Annotated in this window: 19 protein-coding genes; 6 read left to right on the top strand and 13 right to left on the bottom strand. The window is 66.5% G+C overall.

What is annotated here, in order from left to right; genetic code table 11:
* Positions 1–34: 34 nt before the first annotated feature.
* Positions 35–700, bottom strand: a complete 666-nt coding sequence (gene lepB / locus BM031_RS07475) for a signal peptidase I (protein WP_091873191.1) — start codon at positions 698–700, stop codon at positions 35–37.
* A 148-nt stretch (positions 701–848) separates the two neighbouring features.
* On the opposite strand from lepB, the gene ppk1 reads away from it, so the two are divergent.
* Positions 849–3,005, top strand: a complete 2,157-nt coding sequence (gene ppk1 / locus BM031_RS07480) for a polyphosphate kinase 1 (RefSeq protein ID WP_091873193.1) — start codon at positions 849–851, stop codon at positions 3,003–3,005.
* On the top strand, positions 2,971–3,438 hold the full coding sequence (locus tag BM031_RS07485; RefSeq protein ID WP_091873455.1) for a SixA phosphatase family protein: 468 nt from the start codon (positions 2,971–2,973) through the stop codon (positions 3,436–3,438). Before ppk1 ends, BM031_RS07485 begins: the two co-directional genes overlap by 35 nt.
* A gap of 134 nt (positions 3,439–3,572) precedes the next feature.
* On the opposite strand, the gene BM031_RS07490 is transcribed toward BM031_RS07485, so the two are convergent.
* The 3 genes from BM031_RS07490 to BM031_RS07500 form a co-directional block, all read right to left on the bottom strand.
* Positions 3,573–5,042 (bottom strand): Ppx/GppA phosphatase family protein, encoded by a 1,470-nt coding sequence (locus BM031_RS07490; RefSeq protein ID WP_091873196.1) that lies wholly within the window; start codon positions 5,040–5,042, stop codon positions 3,573–3,575.
* Between the two features lie 82 nt (positions 5,043–5,124).
* On the bottom strand, positions 5,125–5,307 hold the full coding sequence (locus BM031_RS07495; RefSeq protein WP_091873198.1) for a hypothetical protein: 183 nt from the start codon (positions 5,305–5,307) through the stop codon (positions 5,125–5,127).
* The gene (locus BM031_RS07500) at positions 5,304–6,479 is read right to left on the bottom strand and encodes a PepSY-associated TM helix domain-containing protein (protein ID WP_091873201.1); all 1,176 of its coding nucleotides are present in this window, start codon (positions 6,477–6,479) and stop codon (positions 5,304–5,306) included. The genes BM031_RS07495 and BM031_RS07500 overlap by 4 nt, the downstream gene beginning before the upstream one ends.
* A 109-nt stretch (positions 6,480–6,588) precedes the next feature.
* Here BM031_RS07500 and BM031_RS07505 point away from each other — a divergent pair, with 109 nt between their 5' ends.
* Positions 6,589–8,754 (top strand): TonB-dependent receptor, encoded by a 2,166-nt coding sequence (locus tag BM031_RS07505; RefSeq protein ID WP_091873204.1) that lies wholly within the window; start codon positions 6,589–6,591, stop codon positions 8,752–8,754.
* Positions 8,755–8,867: 113 nt separating this feature from the next.
* Here the strand turns inward: BM031_RS07505 and BM031_RS07510 are convergent, their stop codons facing one another.
* The 4 genes from BM031_RS07510 to ppsA form a co-directional block, all read right to left on the bottom strand.
* A complete protein-coding gene (locus tag BM031_RS07510) occupies positions 8,868–9,677 on the bottom strand; it encodes an SDR family oxidoreductase (RefSeq protein WP_091873206.1) in 810 nt (269 codons plus the stop codon).
* On the bottom strand, positions 9,674–10,594 hold the full coding sequence (locus tag BM031_RS07515; RefSeq protein ID WP_091873209.1) for an SPFH domain-containing protein: 921 nt from the start codon (positions 10,592–10,594) through the stop codon (positions 9,674–9,676). Before BM031_RS07515 ends, BM031_RS07510 begins: the two co-directional genes overlap by 4 nt.
* 39 nt (positions 10,595–10,633) lie before the next feature.
* Complete coding sequence (locus BM031_RS07520; RefSeq protein ID WP_091873211.1) at positions 10,634–11,056, bottom strand: NfeD family protein; 423 nt, start codon at positions 11,054–11,056, stop codon at positions 10,634–10,636.
* A 192-nt stretch (positions 11,057–11,248) separates the two neighbouring features.
* Positions 11,249–13,681, bottom strand: a complete 2,433-nt coding sequence (ppsA, locus tag BM031_RS07525; RefSeq protein ID WP_091873214.1) for a phosphoenolpyruvate synthase — start codon at positions 13,679–13,681, stop codon at positions 11,249–11,251.
* 171 nt (positions 13,682–13,852) lie between these two features.
* Here ppsA and ppsR point away from each other — a divergent pair, with 171 nt between their 5' ends.
* The 3 genes from ppsR (at position 13,853) to BM031_RS07540 (ending at position 17,376) form a co-directional block, all read left to right on the top strand.
* On the top strand, positions 13,853–14,701 hold the full coding sequence (ppsR, locus tag BM031_RS07530) for a posphoenolpyruvate synthetase regulatory kinase/phosphorylase PpsR (protein WP_177207680.1): 849 nt from the start codon (positions 13,853–13,855) through the stop codon (positions 14,699–14,701).
* Positions 14,702–14,824: 123 nt separating this feature from the next.
* A complete protein-coding gene (locus tag BM031_RS07535) occupies positions 14,825–15,364 on the top strand; it encodes a heme NO-binding domain-containing protein (protein ID WP_091873219.1) in 540 nt (179 codons plus the stop codon).
* Positions 15,334–17,376 (top strand): putative bifunctional diguanylate cyclase/phosphodiesterase, encoded by a 2,043-nt coding sequence (locus BM031_RS07540; RefSeq protein WP_143084526.1) that lies wholly within the window; start codon positions 15,334–15,336, stop codon positions 17,374–17,376. Before BM031_RS07535 ends, BM031_RS07540 begins: the two co-directional genes overlap by 31 nt.
* Positions 17,377–17,487: 111 nt before the next feature.
* Here the strand turns inward: BM031_RS07540 and BM031_RS07545 are convergent, their stop codons facing one another.
* The 5 genes from BM031_RS07545 to lpxA form a co-directional block, all read right to left on the bottom strand.
* Positions 17,488–18,684 (bottom strand): EAL domain-containing response regulator, encoded by a 1,197-nt coding sequence (locus BM031_RS07545; RefSeq protein WP_091873224.1) that lies wholly within the window; start codon positions 18,682–18,684, stop codon positions 17,488–17,490.
* Between the two features lie 63 nt (positions 18,685–18,747).
* On the bottom strand, positions 18,748–19,533 hold the full coding sequence (locus tag BM031_RS07550) for a TrmH family RNA methyltransferase (protein ID WP_091873226.1): 786 nt from the start codon (positions 19,531–19,533) through the stop codon (positions 18,748–18,750).
* Positions 19,530–20,174 carry a ribonuclease HII gene (gene rnhB, locus BM031_RS07555; protein ID WP_091873228.1) on the bottom strand — a complete coding sequence of 215 codons (645 nt, stop codon included), beginning with the start codon at positions 20,172–20,174 and terminating at the stop codon, positions 19,530–19,532. The genes BM031_RS07550 and rnhB overlap by 4 nt, the downstream gene beginning before the upstream one ends.
* Positions 20,171–21,322: a lipid-A-disaccharide synthase gene (gene lpxB, locus BM031_RS07560; protein ID WP_229408697.1), complete on the bottom strand. Its 1,152-nt coding sequence runs from the start codon at positions 21,320–21,322 to the stop codon at positions 20,171–20,173. Before lpxB ends, rnhB begins: the two co-directional genes overlap by 4 nt.
* Before the next feature lie 7 nt (positions 21,323–21,329).
* Positions 21,330–22,118 carry an acyl-ACP--UDP-N-acetylglucosamine O-acyltransferase gene (lpxA, locus tag BM031_RS07565; RefSeq protein WP_091873458.1) on the bottom strand — a complete coding sequence of 263 codons (789 nt, stop codon included), beginning with the start codon at positions 22,116–22,118 and terminating at the stop codon, positions 21,330–21,332.
* Between the last annotated feature and the right edge of the window lie 9 nt (positions 22,119–22,127).

Here is a 22,127-nt window from a genome sequence, read left to right on the forward strand (position 1 = left end):
GCCGCCGACAGGTGCTAGCGCTAGCGGCTTGCGTTCAGCGCAGCGACATCCCAAACCGCTCCGGCCGCGGCAGCCAGTTGCCCTGGTAATCGGCCGACACCAGTATCCGCTCCGCACGCCCGATCAACAGGTGTCTCGGAACGAACCCGATATAACGCGAATCCGCGCTGTTATCCCGGTTATCGCCCAACATCAGGAAGGCATCCTGCGGCACCACCACCGGCCCGAAGTCGCGCGTCACCAGGCGTTGCGGCAGCACCTGGATGCGGTGGCGGCGGCCGTCCACCGCCTCGGTCATGCGCAGCGCATCCATGGTCCCCTCAGGGCCCGGCTCCTGCACGTGTTCCTCGACCGAATACTGCGACTCGACGCCGTTGATCACCAGGCGCTCGTTGCGCATCTCGATGCGGTCGCCCGGCAGCGCCAGCACGCGCTTGATCAGGCGCGTGCCGTCCTGGGGCGAGGCGAAGGTGACGACGTCGCCGCGCTGCGGTTCGCCCGTGCGGGTCAGCACGATGTCGGTCAGCGGGACCTTGACGTTGTAGGCCAGGCGGTTGACAAAGACCACGTCGCCCTCCAGCAGGTTGGGCCGCATGGAGCTCGAGGGGATCGGGTTCCAGTCGGCCACGGCGGTGCGGAAGACACCGAACAGGAGCATGAACAACAGGAAACCCTTATTGGCGCGCACGAAGCCTTTCATCAGACGACCCTCCTGTTGTTATGATGAGATGGTTATACGCCTGCCCCCTTTAGCCATGCTTAAAACCGGCCGCCCTGCTGCGCCGGTGTCACACCATTGTCATGTTCACCAACTAGACTGGCTGCGCCGACACTACGACGCAGACCCCATGGATATGAAACAGAAGGCTTTGGAAGTCGAGGCCAAGGGCACCCCGGAAGGCGGCGCTTTCCTCAACCGGGAGCTGTCGCTGCTGGAATTCAACCGGCGCGTGCTGGCCCAGGCCGAAGACCCGTCGGTGCCGCTGCTGGAGCGCCTGCGCTTCCTCACGATCGTCTCGGGCAACCTGGACGAATTGTTCGAGGTGCGGGTGGCCAGCCTGCTGGCCCAGCACCAGATGGAATCGGGCCACAACGGCATTCCCCATGCGCTGGCCGTGTCGCTGGAACGCGCCAGCCAGGAGTGCCGCAACCTGATCGAGCGCCAGTACAAACTGTTCAACCACGAGATCCTGCCGCGCCTGTCCGAGAACGGCATCCACATGCTGCGCCGGGGCGAACGCAACGCCGCCCAGCGCGCGTGGGTCAAGCAATTCTTCGACAAGGAAGTGCGGCCGCTGCTCACGCCGATCGGCCTGGACCCGGCCCACCCCTTCCCGCGTGTGATCAACAAGAGCCTGAACTTCATCGTCGAACTGGCCGGCAAGGACGCTTTCGGGCGCGGCACCGGCATCGCCATCATGAAGGCGCCGCGCGTGCTGCCACGCGTGATCCGGCTGCCCGACGAACTGTCGGATAAAAAGGGCGCATGCTACTGCCTGCTGTCCTCGGTGATCCAGGCCCACATGGCCGACTTGTTCACCGGGCGCGAAGTGGTGTCCTACTCGCAGTTCCGCGTCACCCGCAACAGCGACCTGTGGGTGGACGAGGACGAAGTGAAGAACCTGCGCCAGGCGCTGCAGAGCGAGCTGCATGCCCGTAATTACGGCTTCGCGGTGCGCCTCGAGGTGGGCCGCGCCTGCCCGCCGCACCTGTCCGACTTCCTGCTCAACCAGTTCCAGATCGACCGCAGCCGCCTGTTCGCGGTGGACGGCCCGGTCAACCTGGGGCGCATGCTCGAAGTGGCCAACACCCACGACAAGCCGGAGCTGAAATTCCCGCCCTTCGTGCCCAGCTTCCCCGGCAAGCTTAACGGGCCGGATATCTTCGCCGTCCTGCGCAAGCAGGACGTGCTGCTCCACCATCCGTTCGAATCGTTCCAGCCGGTGATCGATTTCATCCAGTGCGCCTCGGTCGACCCGGCGGTGGTGGCGATCAAGCAGACCATCTACCGGGCCGGGATGAATTCGGACCTGATGGAAGCCCTCATCGGCGCCGCGCTGCGCGGCAAGGAAGTGACGGTGATCGTGGAACTGATGGCGCGCTTCGACGAGGAAGCCAACATCAACTGGGCCGAGCGCCTCGAGCAGGCCGGCGCCCAGGTGGTGTACGGGGTGGTGGGCCTGAAGACCCACGCCAAGATGGCGCTGGTGCTGCGGCGCGAGCCCAATGGCCTGCGCCGTTACGCCCACCTCGGCACCGGCAACTACAATTCCACCACCGCCAAGTTCTATACCGACTTCGGCCTGCTCACCTGCGACGAAGAACTCACCGCCGACGTCAACGAAGTCTTCATCCACATGACCAGCCTGACGCGGCCCAAGCAGCTTACCAGCCTGTGGCTGGCGCCGTTCTCGCTGCAAAAGGAAATCGTCCGCGCCATCAAGGAAGAAGCGGCCATCGCGCGCAACGGCAAGCCGGCGCGCATCATCGCCAAGATGAATTCCCTCACCGACGAATCGGTGATCAAGGCCCTGTACGAAGCATCGGAAGCAGGCGTGCGCATCGACCTGATCGTGCGCGGCGCCTGCGCGCTGCGCCCGGGCGTGGCCGGCATGAGCAGCAACATCAAGGTGCGCTCGATCGTCGGGCGCTTCCTGGAGCACACCCGGATCTTCTACTTCCGCAACAACCTGCAGCACGACGTCTACCTGTCGAGCGCCGACTGGATGAACCGCAACCTGTTCCGACGGGTGGAAGTGGCCTTCCCGGTGCGCTCGGCGACCCTCAAGCGCCGCGTACTGCGCGAAGGCCTGCACCCCTACCTGAAGGACAACGTCAATGCCTGGGAGCTGGGCAGCGACGGGCATTACCGGCGACGCAAGACGCGCAACGGCCAGAAAGCCACCAGCGCCCAACAACACCTCATGGAGATGCTCGGTGCGGGCAATCATCCGAACAGGGAGAACGAACATGGACCTGATCCTGTGGCGCCACGCCGAGGCTGAACCGGCGGGGCCGGACGAACCCGACGCCAAACGCGCCCTCACCGCGAAGGGCAAGCGCCACGCCGCCCGCGTCGGCGCCTGGCTGTACCGCCAGCTGCCCGACGACGTGCGCGTGCTGAGCAGCCCTGCGAAGCGCTGCGTCCAGACCGTCGAGGCGCTGGGGCGCAACTACAAGCTGCTCGAGGCGCTGGGGACGGAGTCGAGCGCGGAAGCGATTTTAGGGGCCTGCGGCTGGCCGGATCATCGCCAGCCGGCGCTGGTGGTGGGCCACCAGCCGCTGCTGGGGGAAGTGGCCTCGCTGGTGCTGTGCGGGGCGAAGCAGGACTGGCGGATCCGCAAGGCGGGTGTGCTGTGGATTACGCACAAGGGTAGTGATGGGGTGCCGTATATCAAGCTGGTGGTGGGGCCGGATTTTATTGGGCAGTTGCGTTAATCCGTAGCCGTGAGACCGTCGCACCGGCGAAGGCCGGTGCCCAATTTCGTTGCGCAGCCGTGATGCATGCACAAATTAGGCACCGGCCTGCGCCGGTGCGACGGTGCGAGCGGTAGCAATATAGACAGGCGGCGCTAGCCCGCCACCCGTGCCAGGAACCCCATCCCGATCTCATTCCACGCCCCCTCCTCCTTCTCCAGCCACGGCCCCAGGGTCGGGTGCTTCTCCAGCAGCGCTCCCGGCAGGTCGACCTCGATGCGCGCGTTATCCACCCTCGCCTTCATGCGCGGCTTCAATCCACCCAGGTCGTCGTCCGCGCGCGCATGCATGAACACCACCGCCATGCGCAGCGCCAGCACCGCCTTGGCGACGTCGGCGTCGAGCAGGGCTTCGCGGATCTTGCGCAGGTTGCCCTTCTGCCCCAGGATCAGCGCGCCCATCAGGCGCTGTTCGCGGGTGGTGAAGCCCGGCAGGTCGGCGTGTTCGACGATGTAGGCGCCGTGCTTGTGGGCGCCGGTCATCGACACCGCCAGCCCGACCTCGTGCAGCATCGCGCTCCAGCACAGGTAGTGGGAACGCGCGTCAAGCGGCTCCAGCTTTTCATAGAGTCTTGAGGCGATGCCGGCCGTGCGCAGCGCGCGCTGGGTGTCGACGCCGAAGCGGCGCATGCAGGCGCGGATGGCGGCGTCGCGGCGGTCGCGCCGGTTGGCGCGCAGCTCCAGGTCGGACAGCACGCCCAGGCGCAGGCCGGCGTTGATGGCGATGAGCCGGTCGATGCCCAGTTCCTGCATCACCGCGATCATCACCGTGAGTCCACCCACCATCACCGGCACCCGGTCCTTCTTGATGCCGGCCATGCCGACCGCGTCGATGTGGCCCAGTTCGAGCAGGATGCCGCGCAGCGCGTGCAGGCTGGCCTGGGTCACCGAGCCGTCGCCGATGGCGTTCTTGCCGACCACTTCGGAGATAGCGCGCATGGTGCCCGACGAGGCGTAGGCCGCGTCCCAGCCCTGCGCCTTGTACAGGTCGGCGGCGTCCTCGAAGCGGGCGCGCGCCTCGGTGACGGCGGCGTCGAAACGGGCGGCCGTGATGCGGCCGTCGGCGAAGAAGGCGGCGGTTTGCGGATGGGTGCCGATGCCGAAGGATTCGACCAGGTTGATGTCCGGGCCGATGGCGGCGATGACTTCGGTGGAGCCGCCGCCGATGTCGACCACCAGGCGCCGCTCGTCCGGGCGGTCGATGGCGCGCGCCACGCCCATGTAGACCAGGCGCCCTTCTTCTTCGCCCGAGATGACTTCGACCGGATAGCCGATGGCTTCCTCCAGCCGCGGCAGAAGCAGCTCGGCGTTGCGCGCCACGCGCAGGGTGTTGGTGGCCACCACGCGCACGGCGTCGAGCGCGTATTCGTCGAGGATGGCGCGGAAGTCGCGCAGGCAGCGCACCGCGCTGTCCATGGCGGCCTCGGTGAGCATCGAGTCCTGGTCCAGGCCCGCGGCCAGCCGGATCGGGTCGCGCGCGGTGCGCACGATGTGCATGCGCCCGCCCGCCGGCTCGCCGATGTGAAGGCGGAAGCTGTTGGACCCCAGGTCCACTGCTGCAAACATGTGCGCTCTCTTCCTGATGACGTCAGACCGCGGGATCCCGCGTGGCCGAAGTATACAGGCTCGGCGCGGTTTTGGTCGCCGGTCAGCGCCTGGAGGGTAGCCGGCGCAGGCTGCACCAGGCGCCCACGGCGACCGGCGCACCCAGCGTGATGGCCGAGACCAGGTCCCACACGCCGTCGCCCAGCAATGCCGACACCAGGCCGATGGTGGTCAGCACGGCCAACACGATGGGCGCGCCCCAGATCTGGCTGCGGGTTCGCATCATGATGCCTCCGTCGAGCGGGCCATGGCGGGGGTCTCCTGCATGGCGGATTGTTTTTGCTTGGCGGTCCTGGCGGCGCGGCCGCGCTTGAGCCACAGGTAGAGGCCACTGCCGAGCAAAATGATGGTGGCGATGTCGAGCAGCGCCCACAGCAGCTTCATGGCCTGGCCGCCGTAGTCGCCGAAGTGCAGCGGCTGCGACAGCAGCAGCGCGGTCAGGTACCAGGGCAGCTCGCGCCGGTCGGTGATGGCGCCGGTGGCGGCGTCGATCAGCACCGGCTTGTACAGGCGCGAGCTGAAGGCTTCGTCGCCGCGCATGAAGATCCCGTAGTGGTGCGGGCTGGAGAACGGCGTGCCCGGAAAGGCGACGAAGCCCACCTTCATGCCCGGCTCGGCGGCTTGCGCGCGCAGGATGGCGTCGTGGATCGAGGCCATCTTGAGCACCTTCGGCTGGCCCTCATAGGGCTTGAGCATCTCGGCCACTTCGGTGTGCTGCCAGTATTTCAGCAGCAGGTCGGCCCAGGTATTGACCATGCCGGTGGCGCCCACCACGAACACCCAGACCAGGGTGACGATCCCGAGCAGGTTGTGCAGGTCGAGCCATTTGATGACCTTGCTGCGCTCGTGGCGCACCGCGCCGAAATCGAGTTTGCGCATGAAGGGCGCGTACAGCACCACCCCGCTGACGACGGCGACGATCAGGAGCAAGCCCATGAACCCCAGGAACAGCTTGCCGTACAGGCCCGCGAACAGGTCCACGTGCAGGCGGAACATGGTGGACATGAAGACGCCGCCTTCGAAGGCCGGTTCGGTGATCACTTTGGTGGTGCGGGCGTCGACCGCGATCGGCTTGTAGTGCTCGTCGTTCGGGTGGTCGCCCAGCGTGACGTTCCAGATCGCCGGCTCGTCCGCTTCCTGCGACATGTACATCGCAATCTTGTTGGGATAGAGCTCGCGGGCCGAGGCCAGCACGGCGTCGATATTTCCGCGCGGGGGATTGTCGCCCATGGCGGCCGGCAAGGCGGGCGCCTCGACGTCGGTGCCGAGCAGGTGGCCGATTTCGTGGTGGTAGATCAGCGGCAGGCCGGTGAGGCACAGCAGCAGCATGAAGACGGTGCAAACCAGGCTGCTCCACTTGTGGATCCAGCTCCAGCGACGCAGGGATAAGGGGGACATGGGTGTTGAGATGGCTTTGACAAGCAAATAATAATCGTTCTCATTTACAGAGACAAGCCAAAACGGATAGAATGATAACTATTCTCATTAAGTAAAAAGAAATTCACCGATGAAGCTGCTCCGCCTGACCCCTACCGCCCTTGCCGCCGCCCTCCTCGTCACCCATGCCCAGGCCCAGGAAACCCCACCGGTCGAGCCCATCGCCACCGTCGTCGTCAGCGCCTCGGCCGATGCATCCGCCCAGGGCCTGCCCTCGGCCTACGCCGGCGGCCAGGTCGCGCGCGGCGGCCGCCTTGGCCTCCTGGGCAATATCGACATCATGGACACGCCCTTCAACACCATGAACTACACCCAGGCCCTGATCCAGGACCAGCAGGCGCGCAGCGTGGCCGACGTGGTGCAGAACGACCCGGCGGTGCGCGTGGCGCGCGGCTTCGGCAACTACCAGGAGCTGTACGTCATCCGCGGCTTCGCCGTCAACTCCGACGACCTGGCCTATAACGGCTTGTACGGCATGCTGCCGCGCCAGTTCGTGGCCTCGGAACTGCTGGAACGGGTCGAGGTGCTGCGCGGTGCGAACAGCTTCGTCAACGGCGCCGCGCCCGGCGGCGGCGGCATTGGCGGCGCCATCAACCTGCTGCCCAAGCGCGCGCCGAACGCGCCGCTCACGCAGGTGACAATGGGCGTGGAAACCGGCGGCCAGGCGTATGTGGCAACGGACATCGCGCGCCGCTTCGGACCCGAAAGCCGGCTGGGCGTGCGCGTGAACGCGGTGCGCCGCGACGGCGATACGGCGGTGGAGCGCGAAGGCCGTGAACTGAGCCTGTACTCGGTGGGCGTGGACTACCGCGGCCGCGGCTACCGCCTGTCGGCCGACGTCGGCCACCAGGACCACCAGCTCACCGGCGCGCGCCCCAGCGTGACGGTGGCGGCCGGCGTGCCGATCATCGCGGCGCCCGACAGCGACAGCAACTACGCCCAGCCCTGGACCTTCTCGGGCGAGCGCGACACCTTCGGCACCCTGCGCGGCGAAGTCGACCTGCCCGGCGGCGCTGTCGCGTGGGCGGCGCTGGGCCTGCGCTCGGGCGATGAGATGAACATCCTGTCGTCGGCCACCGTGACTGCGGCCAACGGCAACGCCACCATGAGCCGCTTCGACAACACCCGCGAAGACAAGGTGCGCACCGGCGAAATCGGCGCCCGCACCGAGCTCAAGACCGGGTCGGTCAGCCACAAGCTGAGCGCAACGGCGTCGAGCTTCCATTCGGAGTCGAAGAACGCCTACGGCATGAGCGACTTCGCCGGCTTCGCGTCCAACATCTATCGCCCCGTGAACGTGGCGGCGCCGTCGGCCGGCTTCTTCACCGGCGGCGTGCTGGCCAACCCGCTGCTGACGCAAAAATCCATCCTGTCGAGCGTCGCGCTGGCCGATACCCTCGGCTTCATGGACGAGCGCCTGCTGCTCACCGTGGGCGCGCGCCACCAGACCATCAAGTCCTTCGGCTACGACTACACGACCGGCGCGCCGAACGCGCAGTACGAGGAAAGCGACGTCACGCCGGTGGCGGGCATCGTGTTCAAGCCGCTCAAGGGCGTGTCGGTGTATGCCAACTACAGCGAAGCGCTGCAGCAGGGACCGGTCGCCTCGGGCACCGACATCGTCAACGTGGGCGAAGTGTTCGCACCCTACGTCTCGCGCCAGAAGGAAATCGGCGTCAAATACGACGGCGGCAAGCTGGGAATGACTGCAGCGGTGTTCAGCACCGCGCAGCCCAGCGGCTACGTGCAGGACCGCCGCTTCGGCCTGTTCGGCGAACAGCGCAACCGTGGCCTGGAACTGACCGTGTTCGGCACCCCGGTGCGCGGCCTGCGCCTGCTGGGCGGCCTCACGCTGCTGGACGCCGAACTGCGCAAGACTGCGGGCGGGCTCAATGAGGGCAAGGATGCGATCGGCGTACCGGATACCCAGGTCAATCTCGGCGCCGAGTGGGACGTGCCGGGCGTGCAGGGGCTGTCGCTCAACGCGCGCGGGTTATATACCTCGACGCAGTATGCGGATGCGGGCAATACCCAGAAGCTGCCATCGTGGTCGCGGCTGGATATCGGGGCGAATTACGCCACGCGCTTCATGGACCGTAATGTGACGCTGCGGGCGCGGGTGGATAACGTGACGGACAAGAACTACTGGGCGTCGGCGGGTGGGTATCCGGGGTTTGGGTATCTGGTGCAGGGGGGGCCGCGTAGTGTGGTGGTGTCGGCGACGGTGGATTTCTGATCGTAGTCCTGAGGTAAATGGCCCTGGCAGGCGATCGTAGCCCGCACCCGCAAAACCGTCGTCCCGGCGCAGGCCGGGACCCAAGTTTCCACGCACGGCCCTACCGCGCGCCTTCACCCCTTCGGCCGCACACCCTGCTTCAACGCCGCCAACGCCATCTTCTCCACCAGTCCCGGCGCAAGCAGCTTGATGAAGCGCCCGAGCTTCCCCTTGGCCGTCATCACCACCTCGCGCCTGCGCCCATTCATCCCTTCGATGATCAGCCGCGCACACTCCTCGACGCTCATCGCCCCCTCTTCTTTCAAAGAGCTCGACCCCATCGGCTCGCCCTGCGCATTGAACCCGCGATACCGGATCTGCGTCGCAACAACCCCAGGATAGGCCGTCGTCACACTCACCCCCGCGCCCTTGACTTCCGCCCGCAGCGCCTCGAAAAACCCGGTCATCGCAAACTTGCTGGCGCTGTAGGCCGTGCGCCCGGGCACACCCACCAGCCCCGCCAGCGACGACACGGCGACGATGCTGCCGCGCGACGCCTTCAATGCGGGCAGCGCCGCCTGCGTGCACCAGACGCTGCCCCACAGGTTCACCCGCATCAGCTCCTCGTACCAGTCCAGGTCTTCGACGTCCTCGAACAGCGCATGCGCCGAGCGGCCGGCGTTGTTGACCAGGACATCGATGTGCCCGAAGCGCTCCACCGCGCTGACAATCAGCCGGCGGCACTGGATCCGCACCGACACGTCGGTCGGCACAGTCAAGGTCTGCGCGCCGAGCGCGGCGCATTCGCCGGCCACCGCCTCGAGCTGCGCGGCACTGCGCGCCGCCAGCACCAGCGCGATGCCGGCGCCCTCCTTCGCCGCCAGCTGGCGGGCGATCTCGGCGCCGATGCCGTCCGAGGCGCCGGTGATCACGACCACCCTCATTTCTGCGACTTGACGATCTGCAGGGCGCTGGCGATGACGCTGCTCATGTCGCCCATATTGGCCGGCACGATCAGCGAATTATTCGTCTTGGCCAGGTTGCGGAAGGCGTCCACGTATTCCTCGGCCACGCGCAGGTTGACCGCGTCCTGTCCGCCCGGCTCCTGGATCGCGGCGCCCACCTGGCGCAGCGCGGTGGCGCTGGCCTCGGCCAGGGCGACGATGGCGCTGGCTTCGCCCTGGGCGCGGTTGATCGAAGCCTGGCGTTCGCCTTCCGAGCGGGCGATCGAGGCTTCGCGCTCGCCGGAGGCGATGTTGATCTGCTCCTGGCGGCGGCCTTCGGAGGCCGCGATCAGGGCGCGCTTCTCGCGTTCGGCCGTGATCTGGCGCTGCATCGCGTGCAGGATCTCGGCCGGCGGGGTCAGGTCCTTGATCTCGTAGCGCAGCACCTTCACGCCCCAGTTGGCGGCCGACTCGTCGATCGCGTTGACGATGGTGGTGTTGATGTGGTCGCGCTCTTCGAAGGTCTTGTCGAGCTCCATCTTGCCGATGACCGAACGCAGCGTCGTCTGCGCCAGCTGGGTGATGGCCTGGATGTAGTTGGACGAACCGTAGGAAGCGCGCATGGCGTCGGTCACCTGGAAGTACAGAATGCCGTCGACCTGCAGCTGGGTGTTGTCGCGTGTGATGCAGACCTGCGGCGGGACGTCGAGCGGAATCTCCTTCAGGCTGTGCTTGTAGGCGATGCGGTCGATGAAGGGCACCACGATGTTCAGGCCGGGGCCCAGGGTGGCGTGGTACTTGCCGAGGCGTTCGACCACCAGCGCGTGCTGCTGCGGCACCACGTTGATCGTCTTGAAGATGAAGACCAGGGCGATGATGAAGAACACCAGTGCGACCATGCCGGAGGAAATTTCCATTAGTTATCCTTATGAATGAAGCTGATTTATTGGTTGATCTTATGAATTAGCCACGATCAGGCGGCTGCCGAGCACTTCGACGATGCGGTAGTCGCCCGCTTCCGGCAAGGCGCCGGCGCCGAGCTCGACATCCCACAGGGCGCCGCGGTACATCACCCGGGCATGGCCGTTCTGCCAGCGGTCGACCGCGACGCGCTGGCCGATGTCGAGGTTGACGTTGCTATCGCGGGTAGCAATGCGCCGCGCCGGCCGGCCGAAGCGGCTGCGGTGCAGCACAGCGGTGGCCACCAGGCCGACCACGGCGGCAATCAGGGTCTGCACCGGTCCGCTGGAGCCGGCTTGCGCGGCGGCCGCGCCGGCGCCCAGGCCGATGGCGATCATCAAGAGGTAGAAGGTGCCGGTGAACAGCTCGGCGATCACGAGAACGCCGGCGGCTACCAGCCAGATCATCCAGTCATGCATGGTGTGTCTCCTCGTAGTGGATTAAAAAAGTAAAAAACCCCCGCGGCCTGCTTAGGCTGCGAGGGTTCGGCGATGTCGATGCGTTGGTTATTGTGTGCCTTCTGGCATGGAAGTAATCAATGCCAGTGTAGCAGGTCTAGACAGGATTAAAAGCTCCCCGCTGGTCGATTATCGCCTGCGCATAATGCACGCTTATTTCCCCGCCAGCTTCTGCCAGGTCTCGATCACCGAGTCCGGGTTGAGCGACATCGACTCGATGCCCTCGCCCACCAGCCACTGCGCAAAGTCCGGATGGTCCGACGGGCCCTGGCCGCAGATGCCGATGTACTTGCCCTGCGCGCGGCAGGCCTTGATCGCCATCGACAGCAGCGCCTTGACGGCCGGGTCGCGCTCGTCGAAGTCCTTGGCCAGCAGTTCCATGCCGGAGTCGCGGTCCAGGCCCAGGGTGAGCTGGGTCAGGTCGTTGGAACCGATCGAGAAACCGTCGAAGAATTCCAGGAAGCGGTCGGCCAGGATCGCATTGGACGGCACTTCGCACATCATGATCAGGCGCAGGCCGTTCTCGCCGCGGCGCAAGCCATTCTTGGCCAGCAGCTCGACCACCTGCTCGGCCTGGCCCAGGGTGCGCACGAACGGGATCATGATCTCGACGTTGGTCAAGCCCATTTCGTTACGCACGCGCTTCATGGCGGCGCATTCCATCTCGAAGGCTTCGGCGAAGTCCTCGGCCAGGTAGCGCGCGGCGCCGCGGAAGCCCAGCATCGGATTTTCCTCGTCCGGCTCGTAGCGCGAACCGCCGATGAGCTTCTTGTACTCGTTCGATTTGAAATCGGACATCCGCACGATGACGGGCTTGGGCCAGAAGGCCGAGGCGATGGTGGCGATGCCTTCGGCCAGCTTGTCGACGTAGAAGGCGCGTGGCGAGGCGTGCCCGCGCGCCACCGACTCCACCGCTTTCTTGAGGTCCGCATCGATGTTCGGGTACTCGAGGATAGCCTTCGGATGCACGCCGATGTTGTTGTTGATGATGAACTCGAGGCGCGCCAGGCCAACGCCATTGTTCGGCACCGACTGGAAGTCGAAGGCCAGCTGCGGGTTGCCCACGTTGAGCATGATCTTCGTTGGGATCGGCGGCAGTTCGCCACGCGAGACTTCGGTGATCTCGGTTTCCAGCAGGCCGTCGTAGATCTTGCCTTCGTCGCCTTCGGCGCACGAGACGGTGACAAAGGTGCCGTCCTTGAGCACTTCGGTCGCGTCGCCGCAGCCGACCACCGCCGGCACGCCCAGTTCACGCGCGATGATCGCCGCGTGGCAGGTGCGCCCGCCGCGGTTGGTGACGATCGCCGAGGCGCGCTTCATGACCGGTTCCCAGTTCGGGTCGGTCATGTCCGCCACCAGCACGTCGCCCGGCTGCACGCGCTCCATCTCGGACGGGTCGGTGATGACGCGCACGGGACCGGCGCCGATCTTCTGGCCGATGGCGCGGCCGTGGGTCAGCACGGTGCCCGAGCCCTTCAGGCTGAAACGCTGCTGCGAATCGCTGGCTTTCTGCTGCGACTTCACGGTTTCCGGGCGCGCCTGCAGGATGTAGAGCTTGCCGTCGCGGCCGTCCTTGCCCCACTCGATGTCCATCGGGCGGCCGTAGTGGTTCTCGATGATGACGGCGTACTTGGCCAGTTCCACCACTTCGGAATCCGTGAGCGAGTAGCGGTTGCGCATCTCGATCGGCACGTCGACGGTCTTCACCGAGCGGCCGGCCTTGGCCTCGGCGGTGAATTCCATCTTGATGAGCTTGGAGCCGATGTTGCGGCGGATGACCGGCGACTTGCCCTGCGCGAGCATCGGCTTGTGCACGTAGAACTCGTCCGGATTCACCGCGCCCTGCACCACGGTCTCGCCCAGGCCATAGCTGGAGGTGACGAACACCACGTCCTTGAAGCCCGATTCGGTGTCGATGGTGAACATCACGCCGGCCGCGCCGGTGTCGGAGCGGACCATGCGCTGCACGCCGGCCGACAGCGCGACTTCGGCGTGGGTGAAGCCCTTGTGAACGCGGTAGGAAATGGCGCGGTCGTTGTAGAGCGAAGCGAAGACGTGCTTCATCGCTTCCAGCACGTTGTCGATCCCGACCACGTTGAGGAAGGATTCCTGCTGGCCCGCGAACGAGGCGTCGGGCAGGTCTTCCGCGGTGGCCGACGAGCGCACGGCGAACGAGACTTCGGTTTCCGAACCGGCGACCAGGCGCTCGTAGAATTCGCGGATTTCCTGCTCCAGGCGTGGCTGGAACGGGGTGGCGACGATCCACTGGCGGATCTCGGCGCCCGCGACGGCCAGCGAGCGCACGTCGTCGATGTCGAGGTTTTCCAGGCGGGTGGCGATACGCTCGCCCAGCGATGGGCCGCCTTCGCTATGGTCGAGGAAGTCGCGGAAGGCGTCGGCGGTGGTGGCGAAGCCGCCCGGCACGCGCACGCCGGCGCCGGCCAGCTGGCTGATCATTTCGCCCAGCGAGGCGTTCTTGCCGCCGACCGATTCGACATCGGTCATGCGCAGGGTTTCGAACGACGCGACATAGGTGCGCGCCGTTTGATCCGGCTCCTTCAATGCTGCTACAGACAGGTTAGTCATGGTAAAACACCCTTGCTTGATGATAGAAACCTTGAGGCTGCGCTGCGTACGGAGGTGTTCTTGTTATTCTGGCCGTCGTACAGCACAATGCAAATCCGTTGCCAAACATTTTACCCCGTGACAGCAGGAATCCGCTGCAAGTTTGTCACGATGACTCAGCACCCTGACACCATGACCCTAGAAGCCAGCGTCCCGCCCGCCCCCTCCTCCCGCACCGTGTTCTTCGTCTCGGACGGTACCGGCATCACCGCGGAGACCTTCGGCCACGCGGTGCTGAGCCAGTTCGAAATGCGCTTTCGCCAGATCCGCCTGCCCTTCATCGACTCGATCGACAAGGCCCACGACGCGGCGCGCCGGATCAACGACAGTTTCGTGCGCGACGGCCAGCGCCCGATCGTGTTCTCGACCCTGGTCAAGCACGACCTGTCGAGCATCATCCGGGCCGCCAAGGGCATGCACATGGACCTGTTCCAGACCTTCGTCTCGCCGCTCGAGCAGGAACTGGGCGTGAAGTCCACCCACACCATCGGGCGCATCCATAATGCAGTGGACACCGAGGAGTACAAGAACAGGATCGAAGCGATCAACTTTTCGCTTGCGCATGACGATGGTCAGTCGCACAAGAACCTGGCCGAGGCCGACGTGATCCTGGTGGGCGTGTCGCGTTCCGGCAAGACCCCGACCAGCCTGTACCTGGCCATGCAGTATGGCCTGAAGGCGGCCAACTACCCCTTGATCCCGGACGACTTCGAGCGCGGCAGGCTGCCTTCCTCGCTGCCGCCCTTCAAGGCCAAGCTGTTCGGCCTGACCATCACGCCCGAGCGCCTGTCGCAGATCCGGAACGAGCGCCGCGCCGGCAGCAAGTACGCCGCCCTCGAAAATTGCCGCTACGAAGTCAACGAGGCCGAAGCGATGATGCGGCGCGAAGGCATCCGCTGGCTGTCCTCGACCACCAAGTCGATCGAGGAAATCTCCACCACCATCCTGCAGGAGATCCGGCCCGACCGGCGCGAGTATTGAAGCGCGCCTTGCCTGCAACGTTGTTGCCGCGCCGCGACTGACCCGGCAATGTTTGTTTCCCAAAAGACATATTTCTGATCTCAGTGTAAAATTTCCTTCGCATAAATTTATACGAGAGGTAGCATGAAAGGCATCGTTTTCAACCTGCTCGAAGAAGCGGTCAGCAAGGACTTCGGCGAAGCGACCTGGGACCGCCTGCTCGACGACGCCAACCTGGACGGCGCCTACACCTCGCTGGGCAGCTACGACGATGCCGAAGTATTCCGGCTGGTCGAGGTGGCGTCGGCAGCGCTCAAGATCCCGCCGCAGGACGTGCTGCGCTGGTTCGGGCGGCGCGCGATGCCGCTGCTGGTGGCGCGCTATCCCGCGTTCTTCTCCAGCCACACGGGCGCGCGCAGCTTCCTCCTCACCCTCAACAGCCTGATCCACCCGGAAGTGCGCAAGCTGTATCCGGGCGCGACCCCGCCGGTGTTCGATTTCGACACGACCGACAGCGAGACCCTCGTCATCGGCTACAACTCGGCGCGCAAGCTGTGCGCGCTGGCCGAAGGCTTCATGCAGGGCGCGGCCGAACACTACGGCCAGCAGCCGTCGATCCGGGAGTCCGAGTGCATGCACGAAGGCGCCGGGAAGTGCACCTTCCACGTCCGGTTCCAGGCGTGAGCATGGCCGACGCGGCGGCGGCGCCCGACGCGGACATCGCCCAGCAAGCCGAGATCGCGCGACTGCAGCGGCGCCTGCGGCGCGAGGTCGCGGCGCGCCAGGAAGCCGAAGCCATCGCCGAACGCGGGCTGCGCGACCTGTTCCAGCGCCAGCAGGAAATCGCCCTCCTCGAAAGCATCGCGGTCGCCGCGAACGAAGCGTCGAACGTCGAAGACGCCATGCGCCGCGCGCTGGCGGCCGTGTGCCGCTACGCCGGCTGGCCGCTCGGCCACCTGGTGCTGGTGCGCGCCGGCGAAGAACCGGCCTTCGATTCCACCACGGTCTGGCACGACGACAGCGGCGGCAGCGCCGCAGCGCTGCGCACGATGACCGAGGCGATGAGCTTTGCCGGTGGCGTCGGCCTGCCCGCCATGGTGCACGCCACCGCGGCGCCGGCCTGGGCCAACGTCGGCGCGGCCGATACCGGCCTGTTCCCACGCCTGCCGCTCATGACCGAGCTGGGCATGTCCTCGCTGTTCGCCTTCCCGGTCGTGATCGGAGACGAAGTGGTGGCGGTGCTGGAGTTCTTCAGCCGCGAAGTGCACACCCCGGACGAATCGCTGCAGCGCCTGATGGGACAGGTCGGGACCCAGCTTGGCCGCGTGATCGAACGGCGCCGCGCCCAGGAGCGCCTGGTGCACGACGCGCTGCACGATCCGCTCACGGCGCTGGGCAACCGCAAGCTGTTCCTGGACCGCCTGGATCACTTCCTGCTGCGCTCGCAGCGCATCCCGGACTACCAGTTCGCAGTGCTGTTCGTCGACCTGGACCGCTTCAAGGCGATCAACGACGGCCTCGGCCACCAGGCCGGCGACCAGGTCATCGTGGCGACCGCGAACCGCCTCACGGCCTGCCTGCGCCAGACCGACCTGGTCTCGCGGGGGGACGTCGGCGGCGGCCAGGATTACGTGGTGTCGCGCCTGGGCGGCGACGAATTCACCATCCTGCTCGATAACATCAAGGGCGCCGCCACCCCGATCCGGGTGGCCGAACGCCTGCTGCAGACGCTCGCCACGCCGCTGCTGGTCGGCCAGCAGCAGGTGTATGTCACCGCCAGCATCGGCATTGCGCTGAGCACCAGCGGCTACAGCGACGTGCAGGACATGCTGCGCGACGCCGACATCGCCATGTACCACGCCAAGCAGAACGGACGGGCGCGCTGGATGCTGTTCGACCAGACCATGCAGGAAGGCGCGCTGCGCCGCCTGACGCTCGAAGCGGAACTGCGCCTGGCCATGTCGGGCCAGCAGCTGTTCCTGCAATACCAGCCAATCGTCTCGCCGCGCGATGGCCTGATCCGCGGCTTCGAAGCGCTGCTGCGCTGGCGCCATCCGGTGCTGGGCATGATCTCGCCGGTCGAGTTCATCCCGGTGGCCGAGGAAGTGGGCCTGATCGGCGACATCGGCGGCTGGGTGCTGGGCGAGGCCTGCCGCCAGCTGCGCCTGTGGCAGGCGGACAGCGGACTGCCGCTGAGCATGAGCGTCAACGTCTCCGCGGTGCAGCTCAATGACGGCAAGCTGGTCGACCTGGTGACGCGCGTGCTGGCGGACACCGGCATCGAAGGCAGCAGCCTGAAACTGGAGCTGACCGAGAGCGCCGTCATGGCCGATCCCGAACACGCGCTGGCGATCTTCCGGCAACTCAAGACCCTGGGCGTGCGCCTGAGCCTGGACGACTTCGGCACCGGCTATTCATCGCTGAGCCACCTGCGGCGCCTGCCGATCGACACCCTGAAGATCGACCGCTCGTTCGTGAGCAGCATGGACGCCCACGGCGACAAGCGCCAGATCGCCGAAGTGGTGGTGATGCTGGCGCGCGCGCTCGGCCTGGACGTGGTGGCCGAAGGGGTCGAAACCAAGGCCGAACTCGACATCCTGCGCGAGATGGGCAGCGACTTCGTGCAGGGTTACTTCTATTTTCGGCCGCTCGACCGCGAGGCGGTCACAGAGGCGCTTGCCGCGCAAGCTTCGTAGGGTGGTCGGCTCCGCCGACCGCGCGTTCAAACAAATCGTGCGGCGCTACATTGCGAAGCGGAGTCGAACGCGCGGTCGGGAAAACCCGACCACCCTACCCGTCGGATACGCCTAAAAGAAGTGGCGCCAGTCTTCCAGCCAGCCCGGGAAGGCGGCCGCTTCCATCGGGTTGGCGATGTGGTAGCCCTGGGCGTAGGTGCAGCCGAGGTTTTGCAGGAAGTCCCAGTCCTGGCGGGTCTCGACGCCGACCGCCACCGACATCCGGTCGAGGCTGTGCGCCAGGCCAAGGCAGGAGCGCAGCACGGTTCCCAGCGGGCGGCGCTTGGAGGCGCCGTCGACGAAGCTGCGGTCGATCTTCAGTTCGCTGAAAGGAATGCGGGCCAATAGCTGCAGGTTGGAGCGCCCGGTGCCGTAGTCGTCGATGGCCAGGCCGAAGCCCATCATGCGCAGGCGCACCAGGCGTTCGATGAATTCGGGGTCGGTGTTCAGGACCGACGATTCGGGCATCTCGAAAGTAAGGTATTCGGGCAGGATGCGGTGGCGCTGGACGCAGGCGGTGATCTGGCGCACGAAGGCCGGATGCGCCAGCGTCTCGGGCGCCAGGTTGATCGAGATCGAGATCGGCAAGCCCTGGTCCTGGAACCAGCGGCAGCGCTCGCTTGATAACTCGATCATGCTCCAGTCGAGGAAGTCGACGCGGTTGTTCTGCTCCAGCGCGTCCATGAACGCGCCCGGGCCCAGCACGCCGTGCTCGGGGTGGCGCCAGCGCGCAAACGCTTCCAGGCCCTTCACCTGGCCGGTGGCCAGTTCGATCTTGGGCTGGAAGAAGGGCTCGAACTGGCGCTTCTGCAGGCCGATGCCGATTTCCTGGAAACCGAAGCGGGGGCCGGCCGGACGGTCTTCGAGGCGCACGGGGGGCGTGTAGTTCTCGAGCAGGGGCTTGAGCTTGACGGCCGTCACCGGCTTGGCGATGGAGCCCAGCAGGTCGACGCCATAGGCCTGGGCCAGGGTCTCGACCGAAAACAGCAGCCCGGCCGGCTGCGCGCCCGTCACGACCAGGCGCACGCCGCCGCCCAGCAGCCCCAGGTTGCGGATCAGCTCCAGGCCGTCCATGCCCGGCAGCGCCAGGTCGACGATGGCGACGTCCACCCTGGGGGTGAAGCCGGCGTCGAGCCGCTGCAGGGCCAGGTGGCCGTCGGGCACGTCGGTGACCCGGCTCGCGCCCAATTGGCCGAGCAGCTCCACCAGCGTCCTGCGCTGGGCTGCGTCGGCTTCCGCCACCAGGAAATGCAAATGCGCGATGTCCATCTCTACTCCGTTCTGTCACACGCAGATTAACCCGAAGGCCGATCCCGCGTCTATGCCCGCGTGTCAGGCCTGCAGCTGGCGCAGCTGCTCGAAAAAGCACACGGCGGCGCAGGCGGCCACGTTCAGCGATTCGACCTTGCCGGCGTGCGGCACCGCGACCCGGTGGGTAGCCAGGTCCAGCAGCTCGCTGGACACGCCCTGCCCTTCGTGCCCCAGTACCCAGGCCACCGGGCGGCGCAGGTCGAGCGCGTACAGGCGCTCGCTGGCGTAGCCGCTGGTGGCCAGTACCGGGATGTCTGCCGCGCGCACCAGCGGCGCCAGGTCGATGTTTTCAAAGATGTCGAGCACGAAGTGGGCGCCCATCGCAGCGCGCAGCACCTTGGGCGACCAGCAGAAGGCCGTGCCGGGGCTGCAATAGACCTGCTTGATGCCGCTGGCCGCTGCGCTGCGCAGTATCGAGCCGACATTGCCGGGGTCCTGCACGCCGTCCAGCAGCACGCTCGCCTCGACCAGCGCGGGGGCCTTGGAGGGCGTGGGCGACGCCACCACGAACACGATGTGCACGCCGTTCTCGACCTGGCTGATGGCGCCGAACAGGGCGTCCGGCAGCGCGGTCACGGGGGCGTGCAGCGCGCCTACGCGTGCGATGATGGCGGCCACTTCCGGATTGCCCAGGGCGCCGTCCGACACCACGCAGTGGCTCGGCGCACCGCGCAGGTCGAGCCAGCTCTGGCACAGGTGGACGCCGTCCAGCAGGCTTTGCCCGGCCTTGCGGCGCGCCTGCGAGCTGGTGGCGAGCTGTTTCAGCTCTTTATAGAACGCGTTGTCGCGCGAGGTGATGCTCTTCATGCCGCGAACAGGTCGGCCTGCAGCAGCTCGCGCACCGGCGCGAACGAGCGGCGGTGCACCGGCGAGGGGCCATGCAGGCGCAGGCGCTCCATGTGCAGCGCCGTCGAGTAGCCCTTGTGCTGGTCGAAGCAGTATTGCGGGTATTGCTGGTGCAGCTGCACCAGCAGCGCGTCGCGCGCGGTCTTGGCCAGGATCGATGCGGCCGAGATGGCGTGGCACTTGTCGTCGCCTTCCACCACAGCGTGCGCGCGGATATCCATCGGCGGGCAGCGGTTGCCGTCGATCAGGGCGATGGTCGGGATGGTTTGCAGTGCTTCCACCGCGCGCCGCATCGCCAGCATGGTCGCGTGCAGGATATTGAGGGTGTCGATCTCTTCGCAGGAGCACTCGGCGATGGCCCAGGCCAGCGCATGCTGCTTGATCAGCGGCGCCAGCTCGTCGCGCCGCGCCTCGGTCAGTTTCTTCGAATCGCGCAGGCCGTCGATCGGGCGGCGCGGGTCGAGGATGACGGCGGCGGCGAACACCGGGCCGGCCAGCGGGCCGCGGCCGGCTTCGTCCACGCCGCAGACGATGTCGGCCTCGGTAAACGGGCGCAGCCTCGGCGGCAGGCCGGGATAAAAATTCACTTTCTTCTTGCTCATCGCTTTCGTCCTATCACACGGAGGACGGCCTCCGCGCTCGCCTCGGCGCTGTTGCGCAGCAGGCTGTGGTGCATGTCGGTGAAACGCCGCGCCAGTGCCTCGTTCCCTGCCGGGTCGTCCAGCTGGCGCCACAAGGCGTCGGCCAGCGCTTGCGGGCTGGCCGCATGCTGAAGATACTCCGGAACGACGAATTCGCGCGCCAGGATGTTCGGCAGGCCGATCCAGGGCTGGTAGCCCATGTGGCGCATGATTTCCCAGGACGCGCGCATGACCTTGTAGGCGATCACCATCGGCTTCTTGAACAGCGCCACTTCCAGGGTCGCCGTGCCGGAAGCCACCAGCACCGCGTCGGCGGCGGCGATCGCCGCATGCGAGTCGCCATCGACCAGCCGCACCGGCACATCGGCCAGCCCGGCCTTGGCCACGATCTCGGTATAGTAGGCGCGCTGGCGCTCGCCCGCCATCGGCGCGATGAAGACCAGGTTCGGGTCGCGGGCGGCGAGCAGCTTGGCGGCCGCGACAAACGGCTCGGCCAGGTATTTCAGTTCGCCAATGCGGCTGCCCGGCATGATGGTGACCACCCGCGCGCCCGGCGCAATGCCCAGCAGCGCGCGCGCGGCCGCCACGTCGGGCACCAAGGGGATCATCTCGGCCAGCGGGTGGCCGATATACGTCACCGGCACGCCGGCCGCGCGGTAGATCGCTTCCTCGAAGGGAAAGATCACCAGCATGTGCGACACCGCGCGCTTGATCTTCTTGATCCGCCCGCCGCGCCAGGCCCAGATCTGCGGGCTGACGAAGTGCACGGTGGGGATGCCCTGCGCGCGCAGCTGCTCTTCCAAGCCGAGGTTAAAGCCGGGATAGTCGGCGCCGATGAAGGCGGCCGGCTGCTCCGCCAGCAGGCGGTCGCGCAGGCGGTTCTGGATGCCCTTGATCTCGCGGTAGCGCGGGATGATCTCGAACAGGCCACGCACCGTGAGCGTCTCGATGGCGACATCGGACACCAGGCCCTGCTCGATCATGCGCGGGCCGCCGATGCCGGTGAAGCGGGCGTTGGGGAGGTGAGGATGGAGCCCGGCCATCAGGCGGGCGGCGAGCATGTCGCCGGACACCTCGCCCGCGACCATCGCCAGCGAGATGTCGTTCATGCGCATCTCAGCGGACGATGCCACGGGTAGCCAGGCCGAGGAATTCGCGCAGCGCGCGGATGTCGGCGGCGGCGGCCGGCGAACGGCCCTCCTCTTCCTGCAGCGCTGTCTTGGCTTCTTCCAGCGTCAGGCCCGAGCGGTACAGCAGCTTGTAGGCGGCACGGATGCCGTCGATCTGCTCGCGCGTAAACCCGCGGCGCTTGAGGCCTTCGATGTTCACGCCGCGCTGGCCGGCCGGGTTGCCAGACACCAGCACGAAGGGCGGCACGTCCTGGGTCAGGCTGGTGTACATGCCGATGAAGGCATGCGCGCCGATCTTGCAGAACTGGTGCACGCCGGCGTAGCCGGACAGGATCGCATGGTCGCCCACGTGCACGTGGCCGGCCAGCTGCGCATTGTTCGAGAAGATGGTGTGGCTGCCCACCTGGCAGTCGTGCGCCAGGTGCACGTAGGCCGAGATCCAGTTGTCGTCGCCCAGGCGGGTCACGCCCTCGTCCTGGGCGGTGCCCAGGTTGAAGGTGACGAATTCGCGGATGGTATTGCCGTTGCCGATTTCCAGGCGGGTCGGCTCGCCTTGCCATTTCTTGTCCTGCGGGGCGGCGCCGATCGAGCCGAACTGGAAGAACTTGTTGTTCTTGCCGATCGTCGTGTGGCCTTCGATGACCACGTGCGGGCCCACCACCGTGCCGGCGCCGATGCGCACGTTGGGGCCGATGATCGAGTACGGCCCGACTTCGACCGAGCTGTCCAGCTCCGCCTGCGGGTCGACGATCGCCGTGGGGTGGATGCGGTGAATCGTGCTCAT

The organism is Massilia yuzhufengensis (assembly GCF_900112225.1).
Classification (GTDB): Bacteria; Pseudomonadota; Gammaproteobacteria; order Burkholderiales; family Burkholderiaceae_D; genus Telluria; species Telluria yuzhufengensis.